The following is an 18,505-nucleotide window of genomic DNA, read 5'->3' on the forward strand; positions in this document are numbered from 1 at the left end:
GCATGAGCATCGCGGCCAGCAGGAAGGAAGCAGCCATGTGGCTGCTCGAGCGGCTGGTGCCGGACACCGGGGTCAACAACGTGGCGGTCGCCTTCGAGGTGGCCGGCCGGATCGACCGCGAGCTGTTCACCGCGGCGCTGCGGGCGGTCCTGGCCCGCCACGAGGTGCTGCGCACCGTGTTCCGCACCGACGACGCGACGCTGACCAGGGAGGTGCTCGCCGCCGACCGGCTCGACGTGCCGGTGGTGGACGTCCCGGCCGGCGACGACGGGATGGACGCCGACCTGACCGCGTTCGCCGCCGAGCCCTTCGCGATCGACGGCCGCCCGCTGGTGCGGGCGGGCATCCGCGCGGGAGCCGACGGCGACGTGTGCTGCGTCGTCGTGCACCACCTGAACTTCGACGCCATGTCGACCACGATCCTGCTCCGCGAGCTGCTCGTCGCCTACGAGACCCTCGCGGCGGGACGCCGGCCGGACGACGCCCCGGTGGCGGCGCTCGCGGAACGCCCGCCGAACGAGCGCAGCGTCGCGTACTGGCGGAAGAACCTCGACGGGCTGCGGCCCGCCGAGGCGGGTCTGTGGTGCGCCCGCCCGCCCGTCGGGGCCCCGTCCCTGCGCGCGCGGACCGTCCACCACGAACTCTCCGGGCCGGCCCGCGCCGTGGTACGCCGCTTCCAGCGCGAACTGCGCGCCTCGGAGGCGGTGGTGCTGCTCGCGGCGTACTCGGTGCTGCTCGCCCAGCACGGCGCGGGTGCGGACGTGGTCATCGGCACCCCGGTGAACGTCCGGGACCAGCGCAGCATGAACGCCATCGGCTACCACGCGAACCTGGTGCCGCTGCGGGTCCGGCTCGACGCCGACGCCGACTTCCGCGCCGTCGTGAAGCAGACGCGCAGCACCTTCCTGGAGGCGATCAGCCACGCCGACGTACCGCTGGAGCACGTGTCCCCCGCCGTGCTCGGCGACGCGCCGTCGTCGTGGCGCAGCTCGTTCTTCCGGCACCTGTTCAACTACGTGCCCGGCACCGTCGACACCTCCGCCGCGCTGACCGGGATGCCGGTGCGCCACGTCATGGTGGAGAACGGGTACAGCCGCTTCGACCTGGAATTCTTCATCATGCCGGGCGAGGACTCGACCACCATTCGCGCGGCGTTCTGCGTCGACGCCTTCGACGCGGCCGACGTCGTGCTGCTGCTGCAACGCTACGACGCGCTGCTCGTGCAGCTGGGCGAGGAGGTGGACCGGCCGGTGGCCCAGCTGTCCCGCAGGGGCGCGAGCGACCTCGCCCTGCCGGCGTCGCCGTCGGCGACGGCCGCCACGGCGTCCGTGCTCGACGCGGTGCACGCGACGGTGGCGGCGAGCCCGGACCTCGTCGCCGTGCAGGACGGCGCGCACGCCGTGTCGTACGGCCGGCTGTGGTCGGCGGCGCTCGCCACCCGGGACCTGGTCGCGGCCTCGGGCGGCGGCACGGTCGCCGTCCTGGCGCCGCGCGGCGCGCAGCTGGCCGCCGCCTGGCTCGGCGTGTGGCTGGCGGGCGCGCGCTGCGTCCTGCTCGACCCGACCCAGCCGATCCCCGACCTCGCCGCCCGGCTGGCCGACTCGGGTGCCGCCCCGGTGCTGGCGGGCGACGGCCTCCCCGTGCCCGGCGCGGTGCCCATCCCCGCCGTCGCGGACACCACCGACGCGATCCGCACCGACGCGCCCGCTGGCGGTGACCTCGACGCGGTGGCCTACCTGGAGTACCACCGCGACACGCCCGCGCCACTCGCGGTGACGGTCACCCACCGGGCCCTGGCCGGCGCGGTCGCGCGACTCGTCGACCAGCTCGCCGCCTCGCCGGCCGTCACCCTGTGGCTGAGCAGCGCCGCCACGGACGCGGCGCTGACGGAGCTGCTGGTCGCGCTGACCACCGGCGGCCGGGTCGTCGTCGCGCCCGACGGGGCCCGGACCGACGGCCACGCGCTCGGCGAGCTGGTGCAGCGGCACGCCGTGGACGCGGTGCAGGCGCCGCCGACGGTGTGGCGCCAGGTGGTCGAGCACGCGGGCGACCGGCTCGCGGGCCGCGCCCTCCTGGTGGCGCACGAACCGCTCCCCCGCCCGCTGGCCGCGCAGCTGCGCGCCACCGGCGGCACGCCGAACCACGGCTACACCACGCCCGGCGTCGCCGGCTACGCCGCGCTCGACGGCGGCCGGGACGAGCCCGGCGTCCGCCCGGCGACCGGAGTGTTCGTCACCGAGCCCGGCACCGGGCACGAGCTGGGCATCGGCGTACGCGGTGAGCTGTGCGTCGCGGGCGACACCCTGGCCTCCGGCTACCACGGCCGGCCGGAGCTGACCGCCGCGCGCTTCGGCGAGCACCCGACGTACGGGCGGTTCCACCGCACCGGAGACCTCGCGCGTCTGCTGCCCGACGGCCGGATCGACGTGGTCGGCCCGCTGTCGGCCCAGGTACGGGTCGGCGGCCAGCTGATCCACCTCGCCGACATCGAGTCCGTCCTCGCCGCCCACCCGGACGTGGAGGCGGTCGCCGCCGTCGGCTCCGCCAGCGACGCCCAGGACGTCACGGTCGTCGCGTTCGTCGAGTCCCGCAAGCCCGACATCGCGGAGCGGCTGCGCGAGCACGCCCGCGCCGCCCTGCCGCTCACGCCCGAACTGGTCGTGCTGAACCAGCTTCCGGTCACCGTGGCCGGCACCGTGGACCGCGTGGCCCTCGTGGCGCTCGCCGCCGCGAGGGCGTCGGCCGACGCCGACCCGCCGGACGAGACGACCGTCGCCCTCGTCGGGATCTGGACCGAGATGCTCGACCGGCCGGGCCTGCACGCGGACTCGAACTTCTTCGCCAGCGGTGGCCACTCGCTGCTGGGCGCCCAGCTCGTGCAGCGGGTGCGGACCGACCTGTCGATGCCGGTCCAGCTCGCCGACCTGTTCTCCAACCCGACGCCCCGGCAGCTCGCGGAGCACCTGCAGAACGCGTTCTGGGACGACGAGGACGACGACTGACCGATCACTCAACCCCACACCGTCTCGAACCTCAGCAGAGGAGGCTCGGCGTGACCGTCGACGTCCAGCCCACCCGCGGCACCGACCGCATGATCACACTGACCAGAGAGGAGAACATCGAGGTCGACACGATCGCCCGCTACCTGGCGGGCCGGCCGCCGCGCCTGGTCGATGCGACCGCCTGGCTCGCATCGGCCCGCGAACTGTCCAGCAACCTGCCCGTACGACTGCGCCAGATGGTGCGGCACTTCGCGTGGGATCCCGGGCTCGACGCCGTGCTGCTCGTGCGGAACCTGCCCGTCGACATCGACGAGTTGCCCGCCACGCCCACCGTGCCCGGCTCGGTGCAGCGGGAGTCCACGGTGCCCGCCGCCGCCCAGGTGCTGCTCGGGCTGCAACTCGGCGAACTCATCGCCTTCAAGGAGGAGAAGAGCGGCGCGCTCGTACAGGACGTCGTGCCGGTGCCGGGCATGGAGAAGTTCCAGGGCAACGCGGGCTCGGTGGCGCTGTCCATGCACGTGGAGAACGCCTTCCACCTGCACCGCCCGGACTACGTCGGCCTGCACTGCCTGCGCAACGACCACGACAACGTCGCCGGGTTGCGGGTGACGTCCGTCCGCAACGCGCTGCCCCTGCTCTCCGAGCAGGTCCGGCGGGTGCTGCACGAGCCGCGGTTCGTCACCGAGCCGCCGGCGTCGTTCGGCGAACTGCGCAGCGCGCCGGAGCCGCACGGCATCCTCGTCGGCAGCTTCGAGGACCCGGACGTGCGGGTCGACTTCGAGAGCTCCTTCCCGCTCGACCCCGAGGCCACGCAGGCGCTGTCGATGCTCGGCGACGCGCTGCGCACCGTCCGCCGCACCTTCATCCTGGAGCCCGGCGACCTGGCGTTCGTCGACAACCGCCTGGCCCTGCACGGCCGCACCGAGTTCACCCCCCGCTACGACGGCCGCGACCGCTGGCTCCAGCGGATCTTCGTGCACCGCGACTTCCGGCGCTCCCGCGCCATGCGGCCGGCCGACGGCCACGTGCTCAGCAGCGCGAACTGATCACCCAACCCCGGGGCGAGGAGCGAATCGTCTTCGGGGCGCGGACCAGTTGAAACCAGATTCCGACAGCTGTTCCTTCCACCGATCACAGCGAGGACGACATGGCGAGCAAGTGCCCGGTACACGGATTAGAGAAGCTGATGGACGCGGACTACTTCGCGACCCCGTACGCGCCGTCCGAGCGCTTCGTGGCGCTACACGAGCGGGGCGCGGTCCACCAGACCTGCCTCGACGACCACGGCCGGGTATGGCTGGTCACCGGGCACGCCGAGGTCTTCGCCGCGCTGCGCGACAAGCGCCTCGCGCGCCCCCGCGAATACTCCAACGGGGACTTCGCCAGCCACCGGTTCCCGGAGGGCACGCCGACCGGCACGATCATCACCCTCGACCCGCCGGAACACACGCCGCTCAAGAAGATGGTCAACTTCACCTTCCTGCCCCGCCACCTGGAGACCTTCCGGCCCCGGATTCACGCCGTGGTCGCCATGCTGCTGGACAAGTTCGAGGCGAATGGCGGCGGCGACCTGGTAGAGGACTACGCGGCCATCGTGCCGATCACGATCGTCTGCGACGTACTCGGCCTTCCCGAGAGGTTCCGCAAGAACCTCAAGCAGTGGGCGGACCTCGGCTTCGGTAGTGACGACGAGACCAACGTCAAGATCCGGGAGAGCATGTTGGGGATGCTCGAGGAGGTCCGACAGCAGAAGACGGCGGAGCCCAGCGAAGACCTCTTCTCGTACTGGATCCACTACCGGGACGCCGACGGCAAACCGGTGCTGAACCCCCAGCAGTTGTTGATCATGGCCGCGCTGACGATCCTGGGTGGCTACGACACCACCGCAGGCATGATCAGCCGAGGCGCCCTGGCCCTGCTGGACTCCCCGGAGACGCTGGAGCGACTCCAGCGGGATCCCGATCTGTTCCCCGAGGCCATCGAGGAGCTGTTGCGCCGCAACGGCTCGGTGCACCACGGCTTCCGCCGCTTCGCCACCGAGGACATGGAGATCGACGGCAGGAAGATCAACAAGGGCGACACGGTGCTGTTGCACCTGACTGCCGCGGGCAACGACCCGAAGCGGTTCCCCGATCCGCAGGTGCTCGACATCGACCGCGCCGACAAGGGGCACGTGGCGTTCGGCGGCGGCCCGCACTTCTGCGCGGGAGCGGAACTGGCCCGGATGGAGATCAACATCGCCCTCCGGGAACTGTTCACCCGCTTCCCCGACATCAAGCTGGCCGTGCCCCAAGAGTCGCTGAAGTTGCGTGCCTACCCGTTCATTCCCGGGATCGTCTCGCTACCGGTCACGGTCTGACGCGTTCCGCCCCGGCCCGCAGCACAACTCCTGTCCGACAAGAGGTTGTTCAACATGCCGCGCACCGATCTGCTCCGCCCGCTGCCCGAACTGATCCAGACCAACGCCGCCGAGTCCAGCACCCGAATCGCGTACGTCGACGCACGGCGTGGCATCACCCACGGCGAGTTGGCGACGCGGACAGCGCGGCTCGCCGGGCACCTCGCCGACCTCGGTGTCTGGCCGGCGGACCGGGTCGTCGTCCTGCTGGACGGCGTCGCGGCGGTGGAGGGCGTGCTCGCCGTCGTCCGCGCCGGCGGGATCGCCGTGCCGCTGGACCCGGCTCTCGACGACGCCGAGCTGGCTCGGCTCGTCGCGGACTCGGGCGCCGACACCGTGCTCACCGACGCCGCGCACGCCGGCCGGGTACGGGTACCCAACCTCATCGTCGACGGCGGGTACGACGGCGACGCGCACTCGTTCGAGCAACTGGCGACGACCGAGCCGTCGTCGCCGCCCCGCGACGACACCGGCCTCGACGACCTGACGTTCCTCACCTACACGGCGGGGACGACCGGCGCCCGCAAGGGTGTGCTCGCCACCACCCGCAACGCGCTGTGGCCCGCCGTGGCGGCGCAGTTGGCCGGGCTCGGTTGCACCGAGGACGACCGGGTGCTGTGGATGCTGCCCGTGCACGTCTGGTTCGGACAACTCGTCGCCGCCGCGGCGGCGGGGGCGACGGTACGGCTCGCCGGCGACCTGTCCCCCGACGAGATGCGCGCCGCGCTCACCACGCTGGACGGCACCGTGCTGGTGGGCAGCGGCGCGACGCACCGCGCCCTGCTGGCCACGCCGCCCTCCGACGTGGCGGGGGTACGGGTCGGCCTGGCCGTCGGCCCCGTGGACCCGACGCTGCGCCAGCGGTTCGAGGCCGCGTTCTCCGCGCCGCTGCTCGCCGGCTACGTGACCGCCGAGACGTCCGGCCTGATCGCGGTGAGCTGGCCGGGCGGCGACGCGGAGCGGCGCTGCCTCCCCCTGCCGGGCCTGAACGTCCGGGTGGTCGACCCCCGCTCGGGCGCCGATCTCAGCCCCGGTCAGGAGGGTGAGGTCTGGGTCAGCGGCCCGAACGTGATGGCCGGCGGCTACCACAACCTCGCCGCCCGGACGGCCGAGGCGATGGGCGGAGGCTGGTACCGCACGGGTGACCTGGCCCGCCGCGACGACTCCGGGCACCTCACGGTCACCGGTCGGCTGGTCGACATGGCCGACGTCCGCGGTGAGCGGGTGCGGCTGGACCGGATCGACACCGTGCTGCGGGGCGTGTCCGGGGTCGTCGACGCGGCGACCCTGGCCGGGCCGGACGGGCCGGTCGCGTACGTGGTCGGCTCCGACGTGGACGCCGCGCTCCTGCTGGCGACGTGCCGCGCGGAGCTGTCCACCGCCGCGGTGCCGGTCGAGACGTACCTGGTCCGGCGGATCCCCCGCACCGCCCTCGGCAGCCCCGTCCGCCACCGGCTCCCCGAGCTGCCCGGCCGACTGCTCTGCGCGGCCGGGTCGCAGCACGACGCGCTGCACGCGCTGCGCTGGGAGCCGGCGCCGGAGCGGCCGGCAGGCCAGCTCACCTGGTCGGTCGTGGGCCCGCCCGAACTCGTCGCCGGCCTCACCGACGACGGACTCACCGTCGACAGCTACCCCGATCCCGTCACCCTGTCCGAGTTGCTGGAGCGGACGCTCGACGAGGACCGGCCGGCGGACTCGCGCCTGGTCGTGCTGACCCGAGGTGCCCTGCACGGCGCCGACGCCACCGCTGCTCGACAGGCCGCCGCGTGGGCGGTGGCGCGGGCGCACCAGCTCCGCCGTCCCGACCGGCTCGTGCTGGTCGACGCCGACGGGGTGAGCACCGACGTGCTGCGCGCGGCCGTGGCGTCCGGCGAGGACGTGCTGGCCGTCATCGCGGGTGAGCTGTTCCTGCCCCGGTACGCGGCCGTCCCCGCCCGGCCCGGCGGCGCACCGCAGCAGGGCACGGTCGTGCTCGTCGCCCGTTCGTACGACGCGGCGCTCGCCCGTCATCTCGTGGCGGCCCACGACGTACGCGAACTGGTCCTGGTGGGGACGGAGGACGTCCCCGCCGGCGCGCCGGCGGAGCTGGCGACGTTCGGCGCCGAGGTCTCCGTGCACCCCGGCGTGCCGTTCGACCGGGAGTCGCTGGTGGCCGTGCTCGGCGACCGGCCGGTCACCACCGTCGCGGCGGTGGACCTCACGGCCGAGGAGATGCTGGCGCTGCACGACGCGACGGTCGAGCGGGACCGGACCGGCCTCGTGCTGCTCTCGGACGGCCGGGACGCCGCCGTCACCCTCGCCGCCGACGCGCTGGTGCGGCACCGGCGCGCGCTCGGCCTGCCCGGGGTCTCCATGGCGTGGACCGCTCCGGGGTTCATCCGACTGCCGGTGGCACGACGTACCGCCCTCCTCGACGCCGCGCTGGCGGCGGCCGAGCCCTGCGTGGTCGCCGCGCGCCCCGTGCTGACCGCCGAGGGCGACGCCGAAGGTGCCCGGAGCGTCCTCGTCGAGCGGCTGCTGGCGACGCCCGAGAGCGACCGGCTCGACCTGCTGCGCGACGTCGTGCGGACCGCGACCGGCGAGGTCCTGCGAGACCAGGCGCCCGCGACGATCGACGGCGAGACGCCGTTCCGTCAGCTCGGCTACGACTCGCTCACCGCCGTGCAGCTGCGCAACCGGCTCTGCGCCGCGACCGGGCTGACCCTGCCGGCGAGCCTGGTCTTCGACTACCCGACGCCGGACATCCTCGCCAGCCACCTGCTGGACGCCCTGGGCCTGGGCGCGACCGAGACGGTGCCCGCCGCCGTCGAGGCGCACGACGACAGCGAGCCCATCGCGATCGTCGGCATGGCCTGCCGTTTCCCGGGCGGCGTCACCTCCCCGGACGACCTGTGGCGGGTGGTCGAGAGTGGGACGGACGCCGTCGGCGACTTCCCCACCAACCGCGGCTGGGACCTCGCCGCGCTGTTCGCCGGCGACGGTCCGGGCACCTGCAAGGCGACCGCGGGTGGCTTCCTGCACGACGCGGACGAGTTCGACGCGGAGTTCTTCGGCATCAGCCCCCGCGAGGCGCTGGCGATGGACCCGCAGCAGCGGGTGCTCATGGAGACCGCGTGGGAGGCGCTGGAGCACGCGGGCATCCCACCGACCTCGCTGCGGGGCAGCGACACCGCCGTCTTCACCGGCCTGCCGTCGCAGGACTACGGCCGGGTCGGGCACAGCGAGGAGGACGGCGTCGACGGCTTCCTCATCACCGGCATCGCGAACAGCGTGGCGTCCGGCCGGATCGCGTACGCCCTGGGCCTGGAGGGCCCCGCGATGACCGTCGACACGGCCTGCTCGTCGTCGCTGGTCGCGCTGCACCTGGCCGTACGCGCGCTGCGCTCCGGCGAGTGCGCGATGGCGCTGGCGGGCGGGGTGACCGTGATGTCCGGCACGGAGGCCTTCACCGAGTTCTCCCGCCAGAACGGCCTCTCCCCGGACGGCCGGTGCAAGGCGTTCTCCGACGACGCCGACGGCACCGGCTGGGCGGAGGGCGTCGGCGTGCTGGTGGTCGAGCGGCTGTCCGACGCCCGCCGCAACGGCCACCCGGTGCTGGCTGTCGTCCGTGGGTCGGCCGTCAACCAGGACGGCGCCTCCAACGGGCTCACCGCGCCGAACGGGCCGTCGCAGCAGCGGGTGATCCGGGCCGCGCTGGCCAACGCGGGCCTGAGCGCCGCCGAGGTGGACGCGGTCGAGGCGCACGGCACCGGCACCGCCCTGGGCGACCCGATCGAGGCACAGGCCATCCTGGCCACCTACGGGCAGGACCGCCAACGGCCGCTGTGGCTGGGCTCGCTGAAGTCGAACATCGGCCACACCCAGGCCGCCGCCGGCGTCGGCGGGATCATCAAGATGGTCCTCGCCCTGCGGCACGGGCTGCTGCCGCGCACCCTGCACGTCGACGAGCCGAGCAGCAAGGTGGACTGGTCGGCGGGGGCGGTGTCGCTGCTGACCGAGCCGGTGCCCTGGCCCGCCGGCGACCGTCCGCGCCGGGCCGCTGTCTCCTCCTTCGGAATGAGCGGGACGAACGCACATCTGATCATCGAGGAGCCGCCCGCCGACGCGGTCCCGGCCGCCGACGCCCCCGCGGGTGCGCAGCCGGTGGTGCCGTGGCTGCTGTCGGCGCGCTCCGAGCCGGCGCTACGGGACCAGGCCCGCCGGCTGCACGACCATCTCGTCGCCCACCCCGACCTGCGGGTCGCCGACGTCGCCCGCTCGCTGGTCACGACCCGGACCACCTTCGCCCACCGCGCCGCCGTCACCGGGGCCGAGCGGCAGGAACTCCTCGCCGGCCTCACCGCCCTCGCCGGCGGCAGCAGCGCGGACGAACTGGTCACCGGCACCCCCTCCCCCGGCGGGCTGGCCTTCCTGTTCACGGGGCAGGGCGCGCAGCGGGTGGGTATGGGCACCGAACTCGCCGCCGCCCATCCGGTGTTCGCCGCCGCGTTCGACGAGGTGTGCACCGCGTTGGACGCGCATCTGGACCGGCCGTTGCGGGAGGTCATCGACACCGACGACCTGCACCAGACCGGCTACACCCAACCCGCGCTGTTCGCCTTCGAGGTCGCCCTCCACCGCCTCCTCGAATCGTGGGGCATCCACCCCGACGCCGTGGCCGGGCACTCCATCGGTGAACTCGCCGCCGCCCACGTCGCCGGCGTCTGGAACCTCACCGACGCCGCCCGGCTCGTCGCCGCCCGCGGTCGGCTGATGCAGGCCCTACCCACCGGCGGCGCGATGGTCGCGGTCGAGGCCACCGAGGAACAGGTCAGCCCCCACCTCGACGACCACGTCGGCATCGCCGCGATCAACACCCCCACCAACCTGGTCATCTCCGGCGACGAGGCCGCCACGCTGGCAGCCGCGCAGGAACTGGCCCGCGCCGGACACCGGACCAAGCGACTCACCGTCTCCCACGCCTTCCACTCCCACCTGATGGACCCGATGCTCGACGACTACCGCGCCGTCGCCGAGTCCATCACCCACCACGAACCCCGGATCACCCTGATCTCCACCGTCGACGGTCAGCCGCTGCGTCCCACCCCCGACCACTGGGTCGACCAGGTCCGCCGGGCCGTCCGGTTCCACGACGCCGTCACCACCCTCACCAGCACCCACCGCGTCGGCACCTACCTCGAGGTCGGCCCCGACACCGTCCTCGCCACCACCACCGGCGACACCACCGGCATCGCCACCATGCGCCGGGGACAGCCCGAGACACACAGCCTCGCCAGGGCCGTCGGCCACCTCTTCACCACCGGCACCAGCCCCGACCCCGACGCGTACCTCGCCGACACCCAGCAGGTGGAACTGCCGACGTACCCGTTCCAGCGGCGGTCGTACTGGCTGCGGCCGACCGGCGCGGGCGACGTGAGCGCGGCCGGCCTCACCGTGACGCGCCACCCGCTGCTCGGCGCGGTGCTGAGCGTGACCGACACCGACCGGCTCGTGCTCACCGGGCGCCTCTCCCTGCGCGAGCAGCCCTGGCTGGTCGACCACGCCGTCCTCGACACGGTCCTGCTCCCCGGCACCGCGTTCCTGGAGCTGGCCGCGCACGCCGCCGAGCACACCGGCAGCACCATGGTCGAGGAACTCACCCTCCAGGCCCCGCTGACACTGACCGAACAGCAGCGGGTCAACCTCCAGGTGTGGGTCGGCCGGCCCGACGAGCAGGGCCGCCGCGAGTTCGGCGTCCACTCCCAACCGGCCGACCAGGCGTCGGACGCGGAGTGGACGTGCCACGCCTCCGGCATGCTGGCCGACGCGCCGGCGCCGGCACCGGCGGTGGAGGAGTGGCCACCGGCCGGCGCGGAGACGGTCGACATCGGTGACTTCTACGGCTGGCTGCTGGCCCGCGGATTCTGCTACGGCCCCGCGTTCCAGGGCGTCCAGGAGGTGTGGCGGCGCGGCGACGAGCTGTTCGCCCGGGCCACCCTGCGTACCGAGGAGGAACCGGCCGCCGTGCGGTTCGGTGTGCACCCGGCGCTGCTCGACGCCGCCATGCACCCGCTGGTGCTGCACGTCGACGGCGGCGAGGGCCCGGGCGGCCAGGCGTGGCTGCCCTTCTCCTGGCGGGGCGTGCGACTGCACCGCCGGGGGGCGTCGACGCTGCGGGTCCGCCTGACCCCGGCCGGCGAGAACGCCCTGCGGGTGAGCACCACCGACGACGACGGCAACCCGGTGCTGAGCGCGGACGCGGTCGCCGTCCGTCCGGTCGCGACGAGCGGACTGGCCGGCGCGAGCGGGCCCGCCCCGGCGCTGTACCGCCCGGAATGGGTTGCGGTGGCCGCCCCGACCGGCGCCGGCGCGCCCGACGTCGAGGTGTTCCGGGTCGAGTCGGGCGACACCGCCGACGCTGTACGGCGGTCCCTGCACGAGACCCTGGCGACCGTCCAGCGGACGGCGGCCGGCACCACGCGGCTGGCCGTGGTCACCCACGCCGGGGATCTCGCGGGCGCGGCGGCGTGGGGTCTGGTCCGCTCCGCCCAGGCCGAGCACCCGGACCGCTTCGTGCTCGTCGAGACCGACGGCGCCGAGAAGTCCGAGCGCGTCCTCGCCGCGGCGATCGACACCGGGGAGCCGCAGCTCGCCATCCGGGACGGGGCGCTGACCGTGCCGCGACTGGCCCGGTACGCCGTCTCCCCCGGCGCCAATCACAGGCTGTTCGACCCGTCGGGGGCCGTCCTGATCACCGGTGGCACCGGGACGCTCGGCGCCGCGCTCGCCCGTCACCTGGTCACCCGGCACGGCGCGGAACACCTGGTCCTCGTCTCGCGCCGGGGCCAGGACGCGCCGGGCGCCGCCACCCTGGCCGAGGAGCTGAGCACCCTCGGCGCCGCCACGGTCGACGTCGTCGCGTGTGACACCGCCGACCGCGAGGCGCTGGCCGCGCTGCTCGCCGGCCTCTCCCGGCCGCTCGTGGGCGTGGTGCACACCGCGGGCGTACTCGACGACGGCGTCCTGGAGTCCCTCACGCCCGAGCGGCTGGACGCCGTCCTGCGACCCAAGGTCGACGCCGCACTCAACCTGCACGAGCTGACGGGCGACGTCGAGCTGTTCGTGCTGTACTCCTCCGTCGCGGGCGTCGTCGGCACCGCCGGACAGGCGAACTACGCGGCGGCGAACACGTTCCTGGACGGCCTGGCCACGCGGCGGCGAGCCGGGGGCCGGGCCGCGACCTCCCTGTCCTGGGGTCTCTGGGCGGAGAGCAGCACGATGACCAGCCAGCTCGGCGAGACCGACCTGGCCCGGATCGCGCGCGGAGGGCTCCTTGCGCACAGCGTCGAGGAAGGACTCGCGCTCTTCGACGCCGCGACCCGCTCGGACGAGGCGCACCTGGTGCCCGTCACCATCGACGTCGCCGCGGTACGCGCCGCGACGAACGCCGCGCCACCGCTGCACGGCCTGGCGAAGGTGCCGCGCCGGCGGCAGGCCGCGAACCGGCCGGGCGCCACCGCGCTGGCGCGCAAGCTGGCCGGCCGCAGCGAGGAGGAGCAGCGCAGGCTCCTGCTCGACATCGTGCGTACGCAGGTCGCGACGGTGCTCGCCCAACCGGACGTGGACGCGGTCTCCGTGACCGCCCCGTTCCGCCAGCTCGGCTTCGACTCACTGATGGCCGTCGAGTTGCGCAACCGGCTCAACACCGCGACGGGCCTTCGGCTGCCCGCGACGCTGACCTTCGACTACCCCGTCCCGGACAGCCTCGCCGGGTTCCTGCTCAGCGAACTCAGTGGCCGGGAGGACGAGCGGCAGCCGGCCGTGCCGACGGTCGCTGCCCGCCCCACCGACGAGCCGATCGCGATCGTCGGCATGGCCTGCCGCTACCCCGGCGACGTCGACTCGCCGGACGAGCTGTGGCAACTGCTGGTCAACGGTCGCGAGGGCATCACCGGTTTCCCGACCGACCGTGGCTGGGCGCTGGACACGTTGTTCGATCCCGATCCGGACACCCCAGGCACCAGCTACGTCAGCCAGGGCGGCTTCCTGCTCGACGCGGCCGGATTCGACGCGGAGTTCTTCGGCATCAGCCCGCGCGAGGCCCTGGCGATGGACCCGCAGCAGCGGATGTTCCTGGAGACGTGCTCGGAGGCGCTGGAGAACGCCGGTCTGCGGCCGGACGCGCTGCGTGGCTCGGCCACCGGTGTGTTCACCGGCCTCATGACGCACGACTACGCAACCGGGTCGAGCACGGTGCCCGACGGCGTCGAGGGGTTCCTCAGCACCGGCACCGCGGGCAGCATCACCTCGGGCCGGGTGGCGTACACCTTCGGGCTGGAGGGTCCGGCGATCACCGTCGACACCGCGTGCTCGTCGTCGCTGGTGGCCCTGCACCTCGCGGTGCAGGCGCTGCGCTCCGGCGAGTGTTCCCTCGCGCTGACCGGCGGGGTGACCATCATGTCCACGCCCAGCCTGTACGTCGAGTTCTCCAAGCAGCGGGGTCTCGCCCGCGACGGCCGGTGCAAGTCGTTCGCCGCCGCCGCCGACGGCACCGCCTGGGCGGAGGGCGTCGGCGTGCTGGTGGTCGAGCGGCTGTCCGACGCCCGCCGCAACGGCCACCGGGTCCTCGCCGTCGTCCGTGGTTCGGCCATGAACCAGGACGGCGCCTCCAACGGGCTCACCGCGCCGAACGGGCCGTCGCAGCAGCGGGTGATCCGGGCCGCGCTGGCCAACGCGGGCCTGAGCGCCGCCGAGGTGGACGCGGTCGAGGCGCACGGCACCGGCACCGCCCTGGGCGACCCGATCGAGGCACAGGCCATCCTGGCCACCTACGGGCAGGACCGCCAACGGCCGCTGTGGCTGGGCTCGCTGAAGTCGAACATCGGCCACACCCAGGCCGCCGCCGGCGTCGGCGGGATCATCAAGATGGTCCTCGCCCTGCGGCACGGGCTGCTGCCGCGCACCCTGCACGTCGACGAGCCGTCTCCGAAGATCGACTGGTCGGCGGGCTCGGTCGCGCTGCTGACCGAGCAGGCCGAGTGGCGGCGGAACGGCCACCCGCGTCGCGCGGGAATCTCCTCGTTCGGGGTCAGCGGGACGAACGCGCACGTGATCATCGAGGAGCCGCCCGCCGCCGTCCCGGCCACCGCCGACACCCCGCCGCCGGTGGTGCCGTGGCTGATGTCCGCCCGCTCCGAGCCGGCCCTGCGGGACCAGGCCCGCCGCCTGCACGACCACCTCACCGCCCACCCCGACCTGCCGGACGCCGACGTCGCCCGATCCCTCGCCACCCGGGTCACCTTCACCCACCGGGCGGCCGTCACCGGGGCCGACCGGCAGGAGTTCCTCGCCGGCCTCACCGCGCTGGCCACCGGACAGGGCGCCACCAACCTGGTCACCGGCGTCCCCGAGACGGGCGGGCTGGCCTTCCTGTTCACGGGGCAGGGCGCGCAGCGGGTGGGTATGGGCACGGAACTCGCCGCCGCCCATCCGGTGTTCGCCGCCGCGTTCGACGAGGTGTGCACCGCGTTGGACGCGCATCTGGACCGGCCGTTGCGGGAGGTCATCGACACCGACGACCTGCACCGCACCGGCTACACCCAACCCGCGCTGTTCGCCTTCGAGGTCGCCCTGTACCGGCTCCTCGAATCCTGGGGCGTCCGCCCCGACCACCTGGCCGGGCACTCCATCGGTGAACTCGCCGCCGCCCACGTCGCCGGCGTCTGGAACCTCACCGACGCCGCCCGACTCGTCGCCGCCCGCGCCACCCTCATGCAGGCGCTACCCACCGGCGGCGCCATGGTCGCCGTGCAGGCCACCGAGGAACAGGTCACCCCCCACCTCGACGACCGGGTCGGCATCGCCGCCGTCAACACCCCCGCCGACCTCGTCATCTCCGGCGACGAGACCGCCACCCTCGCCGCCGCCGAACACCTCGCCGCCCAGGGCCACAAGACGAAACGACTGACCGTCTCCCACGCCTTCCACTCCCACCTGATGGACCCGATGCTCGACGACTACCGCGCCGTCGCCGAGTCCATCACCCACCACGAGCCCGCCATCCCCGTCATCTCCACCCGCACGGGCCAGCCGCTCGACCCCACCCCCGACCACTGGGTCGCCCAGGTCCGCGACGCGGTCCGCTTCCACGACGCCGTCAGCGCCCTCACCAGCACCCACCGCGTCGGCACCTTCCTCGAGATCGGCCCCGACACCGTCCTCGCCACCACCACCGGCGACACCACCGGCATCGCCACCATGCGCCGGGGACAGCCCGAGACACACAGCCTCGCCAGGGCCGTCGGCCACCTCTTCACCACCGGCACCAGCCCCGACCCCGACGCGTACCTCGCCGACACCCAGCAGGTGGAACTGCCGACGTACCCGTTCCAGCGCCAGCGGTACTGGCTGATCGCCGACGACGGTCCGGCGTCCGCCACCGGGCTCGGGCTCGGCACGGCGGACCACCCGCTGCTCGGCGCGGTGCTGGGGCTCGCCGGCTCGGAACGGACCGTCCTCACCGGACGGCTGTCCCTGCGCGAGCAGCCCTGGCTGGCCGACCACACCGTCCTCGACACGGTCCTGCTCCCCGGCGCCGCGTTCGTCGAACTCGCGCGGCGGGCCGCCGAGCACGTCGACCTCGACCTCATCGAGGAGCTGACCCTGCACGCGCCGCTGGTGCTGCCGGCGGACGGTGCGGTACAGGTGCAGGTCGAGGTCGGGGAACCCGACGAGTCCGGGCGCCGGTCGCTGCGGGTGCACTCCCGGCGTGAGGACGCGGCCGACGGCGAGCCGTGGACGCAGCACGCGAGCGGCCTGCTCGACACCGCCGCAGAGGCCGGCGGCGACTGGCCCGGCGAGTGGCCACCCGCCGACGCCGTCCCGGCACCGGTCGAGGACCTCTACGACCGGGTCGCCGAACTCGGCGTCGACTACGGGCCCGCGTACCGGGGTCTGGTGGCGGCCTGGCGACGCGGCGACGAACTGTTCGCTGAGGTCACGCTCCCCGCCGAGGCCCCGGCTGGCCGGTTCGGACTGCACCCGGCGCTGCTGGACGCGGCCCTGCACCCGATCTTCCTGGCCTCCGGCACCGACGGGCCGCTGCGTCTGCCGTTCAGCTGGCACGGCGTCCGGGTGCTGACCGCCGAGGCGACGTCGCTGCGGGTACGGCTCACCCCCACCGCCGGGGACGCGTACACCCTGGCACTCGCCGACGGCACCGGCATGCCGGTGGCCACGGTCGAGTCGCTGGTGGCGCGGCCGGTGACGCTCGAACAGCTGCGTACCGCCGCCGGCCCGAACGGGCTGCACCGACTGGAGTGGCTGCCCGTACCCGCGCCCGTGGCCCCCGCCGACGGGTTCGACGTCTTCGAAATCGGCACCGGCGCGGACGCCGAGGCGGTACGGACCGCCGTGCACCAGGCGCTCGCGGCGATCCACGAGTGGCTGCCCGGCGACCGCTCCCCGCTGGTGTTCGTCTCCCGGGGTGCGGCCGACGGCACGAACCCGGCGGGTGCGGCCGTCTGGGGCCTGGTCCGCTCCGCGCAGACCGAGCATCCCGACCGTTTCGTCCTCGTCGACACCGACGACCCGGCACTCGTCGGCGCGGCCGTGGCGACCGGTGAGCCGCAGGTGGCCGTCCGCGAGGGTGCGCTGTCCGTGCCACGGCTCGCGACGTTCGCGGCCGCGTCGGAGCGCCGCCTGTTCGACCCGGCGGGCACCGTGCTCGTCACCGGCGGCACGGGTGCCCTGGGCGCCGCGCTGGCCCGCCACCTGGTCACCAACCACGGTGCCCGTCACCTCGTGCTGACCTCCCGTCGCGGGCCGGCCGCGCCGGGCGCCGCGGAGCTGTCGGCCGAGTTGGAGTCGCTGGGCGCCAGGATCACGGTGGCCGCCTGCGACGCCGCCGACCGGGCCGCGCTGTCGGCGCTCCTGATCTCCCTGCCCGACCTGGTCGGTGTCGTGCACGCGGCGGGCGTCCTGGACGACGGTACGGTCGAGACGCTCACGCCGGAGCGGGTGGACACGGTGCTGCGCGCCAAGGTCGACGCGGCGCTGAACCTGCACGAGCTGGCCGGCGACGTCGAGTTGTTCGTGCTGTTCTCCTCGGCGACGGGGGTGCTGGGCACGGCGGGTCAGGCGAACTACGCGGCCGCGAACGTCTTCCTCGACGCGCTGGCCACGCGGCGCCGGGCAGCCGGCCTCGCGGCGACGTCACTGGCCTGGGGCCTGTGGCGCAGCGGTGGCGAGATGACGAGTGGGCTGACCGATGCCGACCTGGCCCGGATCGGCCGCAGCGGCGTGCTGGCGCACACGGTCGAAGAGGGGCTCGCGCTGTTCGACGCGGCCTGCCGGACGGACGAGCCGTGCCTGGTCCCGATGAAGCTCGACGTGAGCGCCCTGCGGACGAGCACGACGGCGCCGCCACCGTTGCGGTCCTTCACCCGCCCGCGGCGCATCACCTCGACGGGTACCGCGCAGTCGCTGTCCAGCCGGCTGGCCGGGCTCGCCGAGCCGGAACAGCGCGACGTGCTGCTGACCCTGGTACGCGCGAACGTCGCCACGGTGCTGGCTCACGGGTCGGTGGAGACCATCCGGGTGGACCAGGCGTTCAAGCAGATGGGCTTCGACTCGCTGACGGCGGTGGAGTTGCGCAACCGACTCAACCAGGCCACCGGTCTGCGGTTGCCGGCGACGCTGATGTTCGACCACCCCACGCCTGCGGCGCTCGTCAAGCACCTGATGGAGGAGCTGGGCGGCAACGAGGCGAAGCTCAAGCTGCGCAGCCTGGTGGACACCATCGCCAAGTTGGAGGCGACGCTGGAGTCGGTGGACGCGGCGCAGACGGCGGAGACGGACATCGCCGCAGCCCTGCAACGGCTGCTGACCAAGTGGCGCGACAAGTCCAGCCCGGCCGAGGCCACGGACCTCGCCTCGGTCACGGCGGACGACCTGTTCGACATCCTGGACAGCGAGCTGGACAACGCCTGACCCGAAGCAAAAAGAAGATCATTCGATGCCTGGAGCGCCACGTGGTCCGTGAACGCTTAGGAGCACCCGGCGATCTGCGGACCGGCCTCCCACCTCTGGGCACGACCTGGGTGGGAGGCCGGCGACCGCGAGCGGC

Annotated in this window: 4 protein-coding genes; all 4 read left to right on the forward strand. The window is 74.0% G+C overall.

The annotated features are described in order from the left end of the window. Positions 1-2 precede the first annotated feature (2 nt). Positions 3-3,002 (forward strand): condensation domain-containing protein, encoded by a 3,000-nt coding sequence (locus tag GA0070610_RS21350; RefSeq protein WP_089001690.1) that lies wholly within the window; start codon positions 3-5, stop codon positions 3,000-3,002. A 50-nt stretch (positions 3,003-3,052) separates the two neighbouring features. Continuing rightward, positions 3,053-4,048, forward strand: a complete 996-nt coding sequence (locus tag GA0070610_RS21355; RefSeq protein WP_231925757.1) for a TauD/TfdA family dioxygenase — start codon at positions 3,053-3,055, stop codon at positions 4,046-4,048. A 140-nt stretch (positions 4,049-4,188) separates the two neighbouring features. Then, positions 4,189-5,361 (forward strand): cytochrome P450, encoded by a 1,173-nt coding sequence (locus GA0070610_RS21360; protein ID WP_157747198.1) that lies wholly within the window; start codon positions 4,189-4,191, stop codon positions 5,359-5,361. A gap of 54 nt (positions 5,362-5,415) precedes the next feature. Beyond that, positions 5,416-18,369, forward strand: coding sequence for a type I polyketide synthase (locus tag GA0070610_RS31240; protein WP_089001692.1), 12,954 nt, complete (start codon positions 5,416-5,418; stop codon positions 18,367-18,369). Positions 18,370-18,505: the final 136 nt, after the last annotated feature.

It is taken from the genome of Micromonospora echinofusca, from assembly GCF_900091445.1.
Lineage (GTDB): Bacteria > Actinomycetota > Actinomycetes > Mycobacteriales > Micromonosporaceae > Micromonospora > Micromonospora echinofusca.

Bases quoted from the DNA above. Each gene is read 5' to 3' on its own strand.
- GA0070610_RS21350 (WP_089001690.1), top strand. From the start codon at position 3: ATGAGCATCGCGGCCAGCAGGAAGGAAGCAGCCATGTGGCTGCTCGAG.
- GA0070610_RS21360 (WP_157747198.1), top strand. From the start codon at position 4,189: ATGGACGCGGACTACTTCGCGACCCCGTACGCGCCGTCCGAGCGCTTC.
- GA0070610_RS31240 (WP_089001692.1), top strand. From the start codon at position 5,416: ATGCCGCGCACCGATCTGCTCCGCCCGCTGCCCGAACTGATCCAGACC.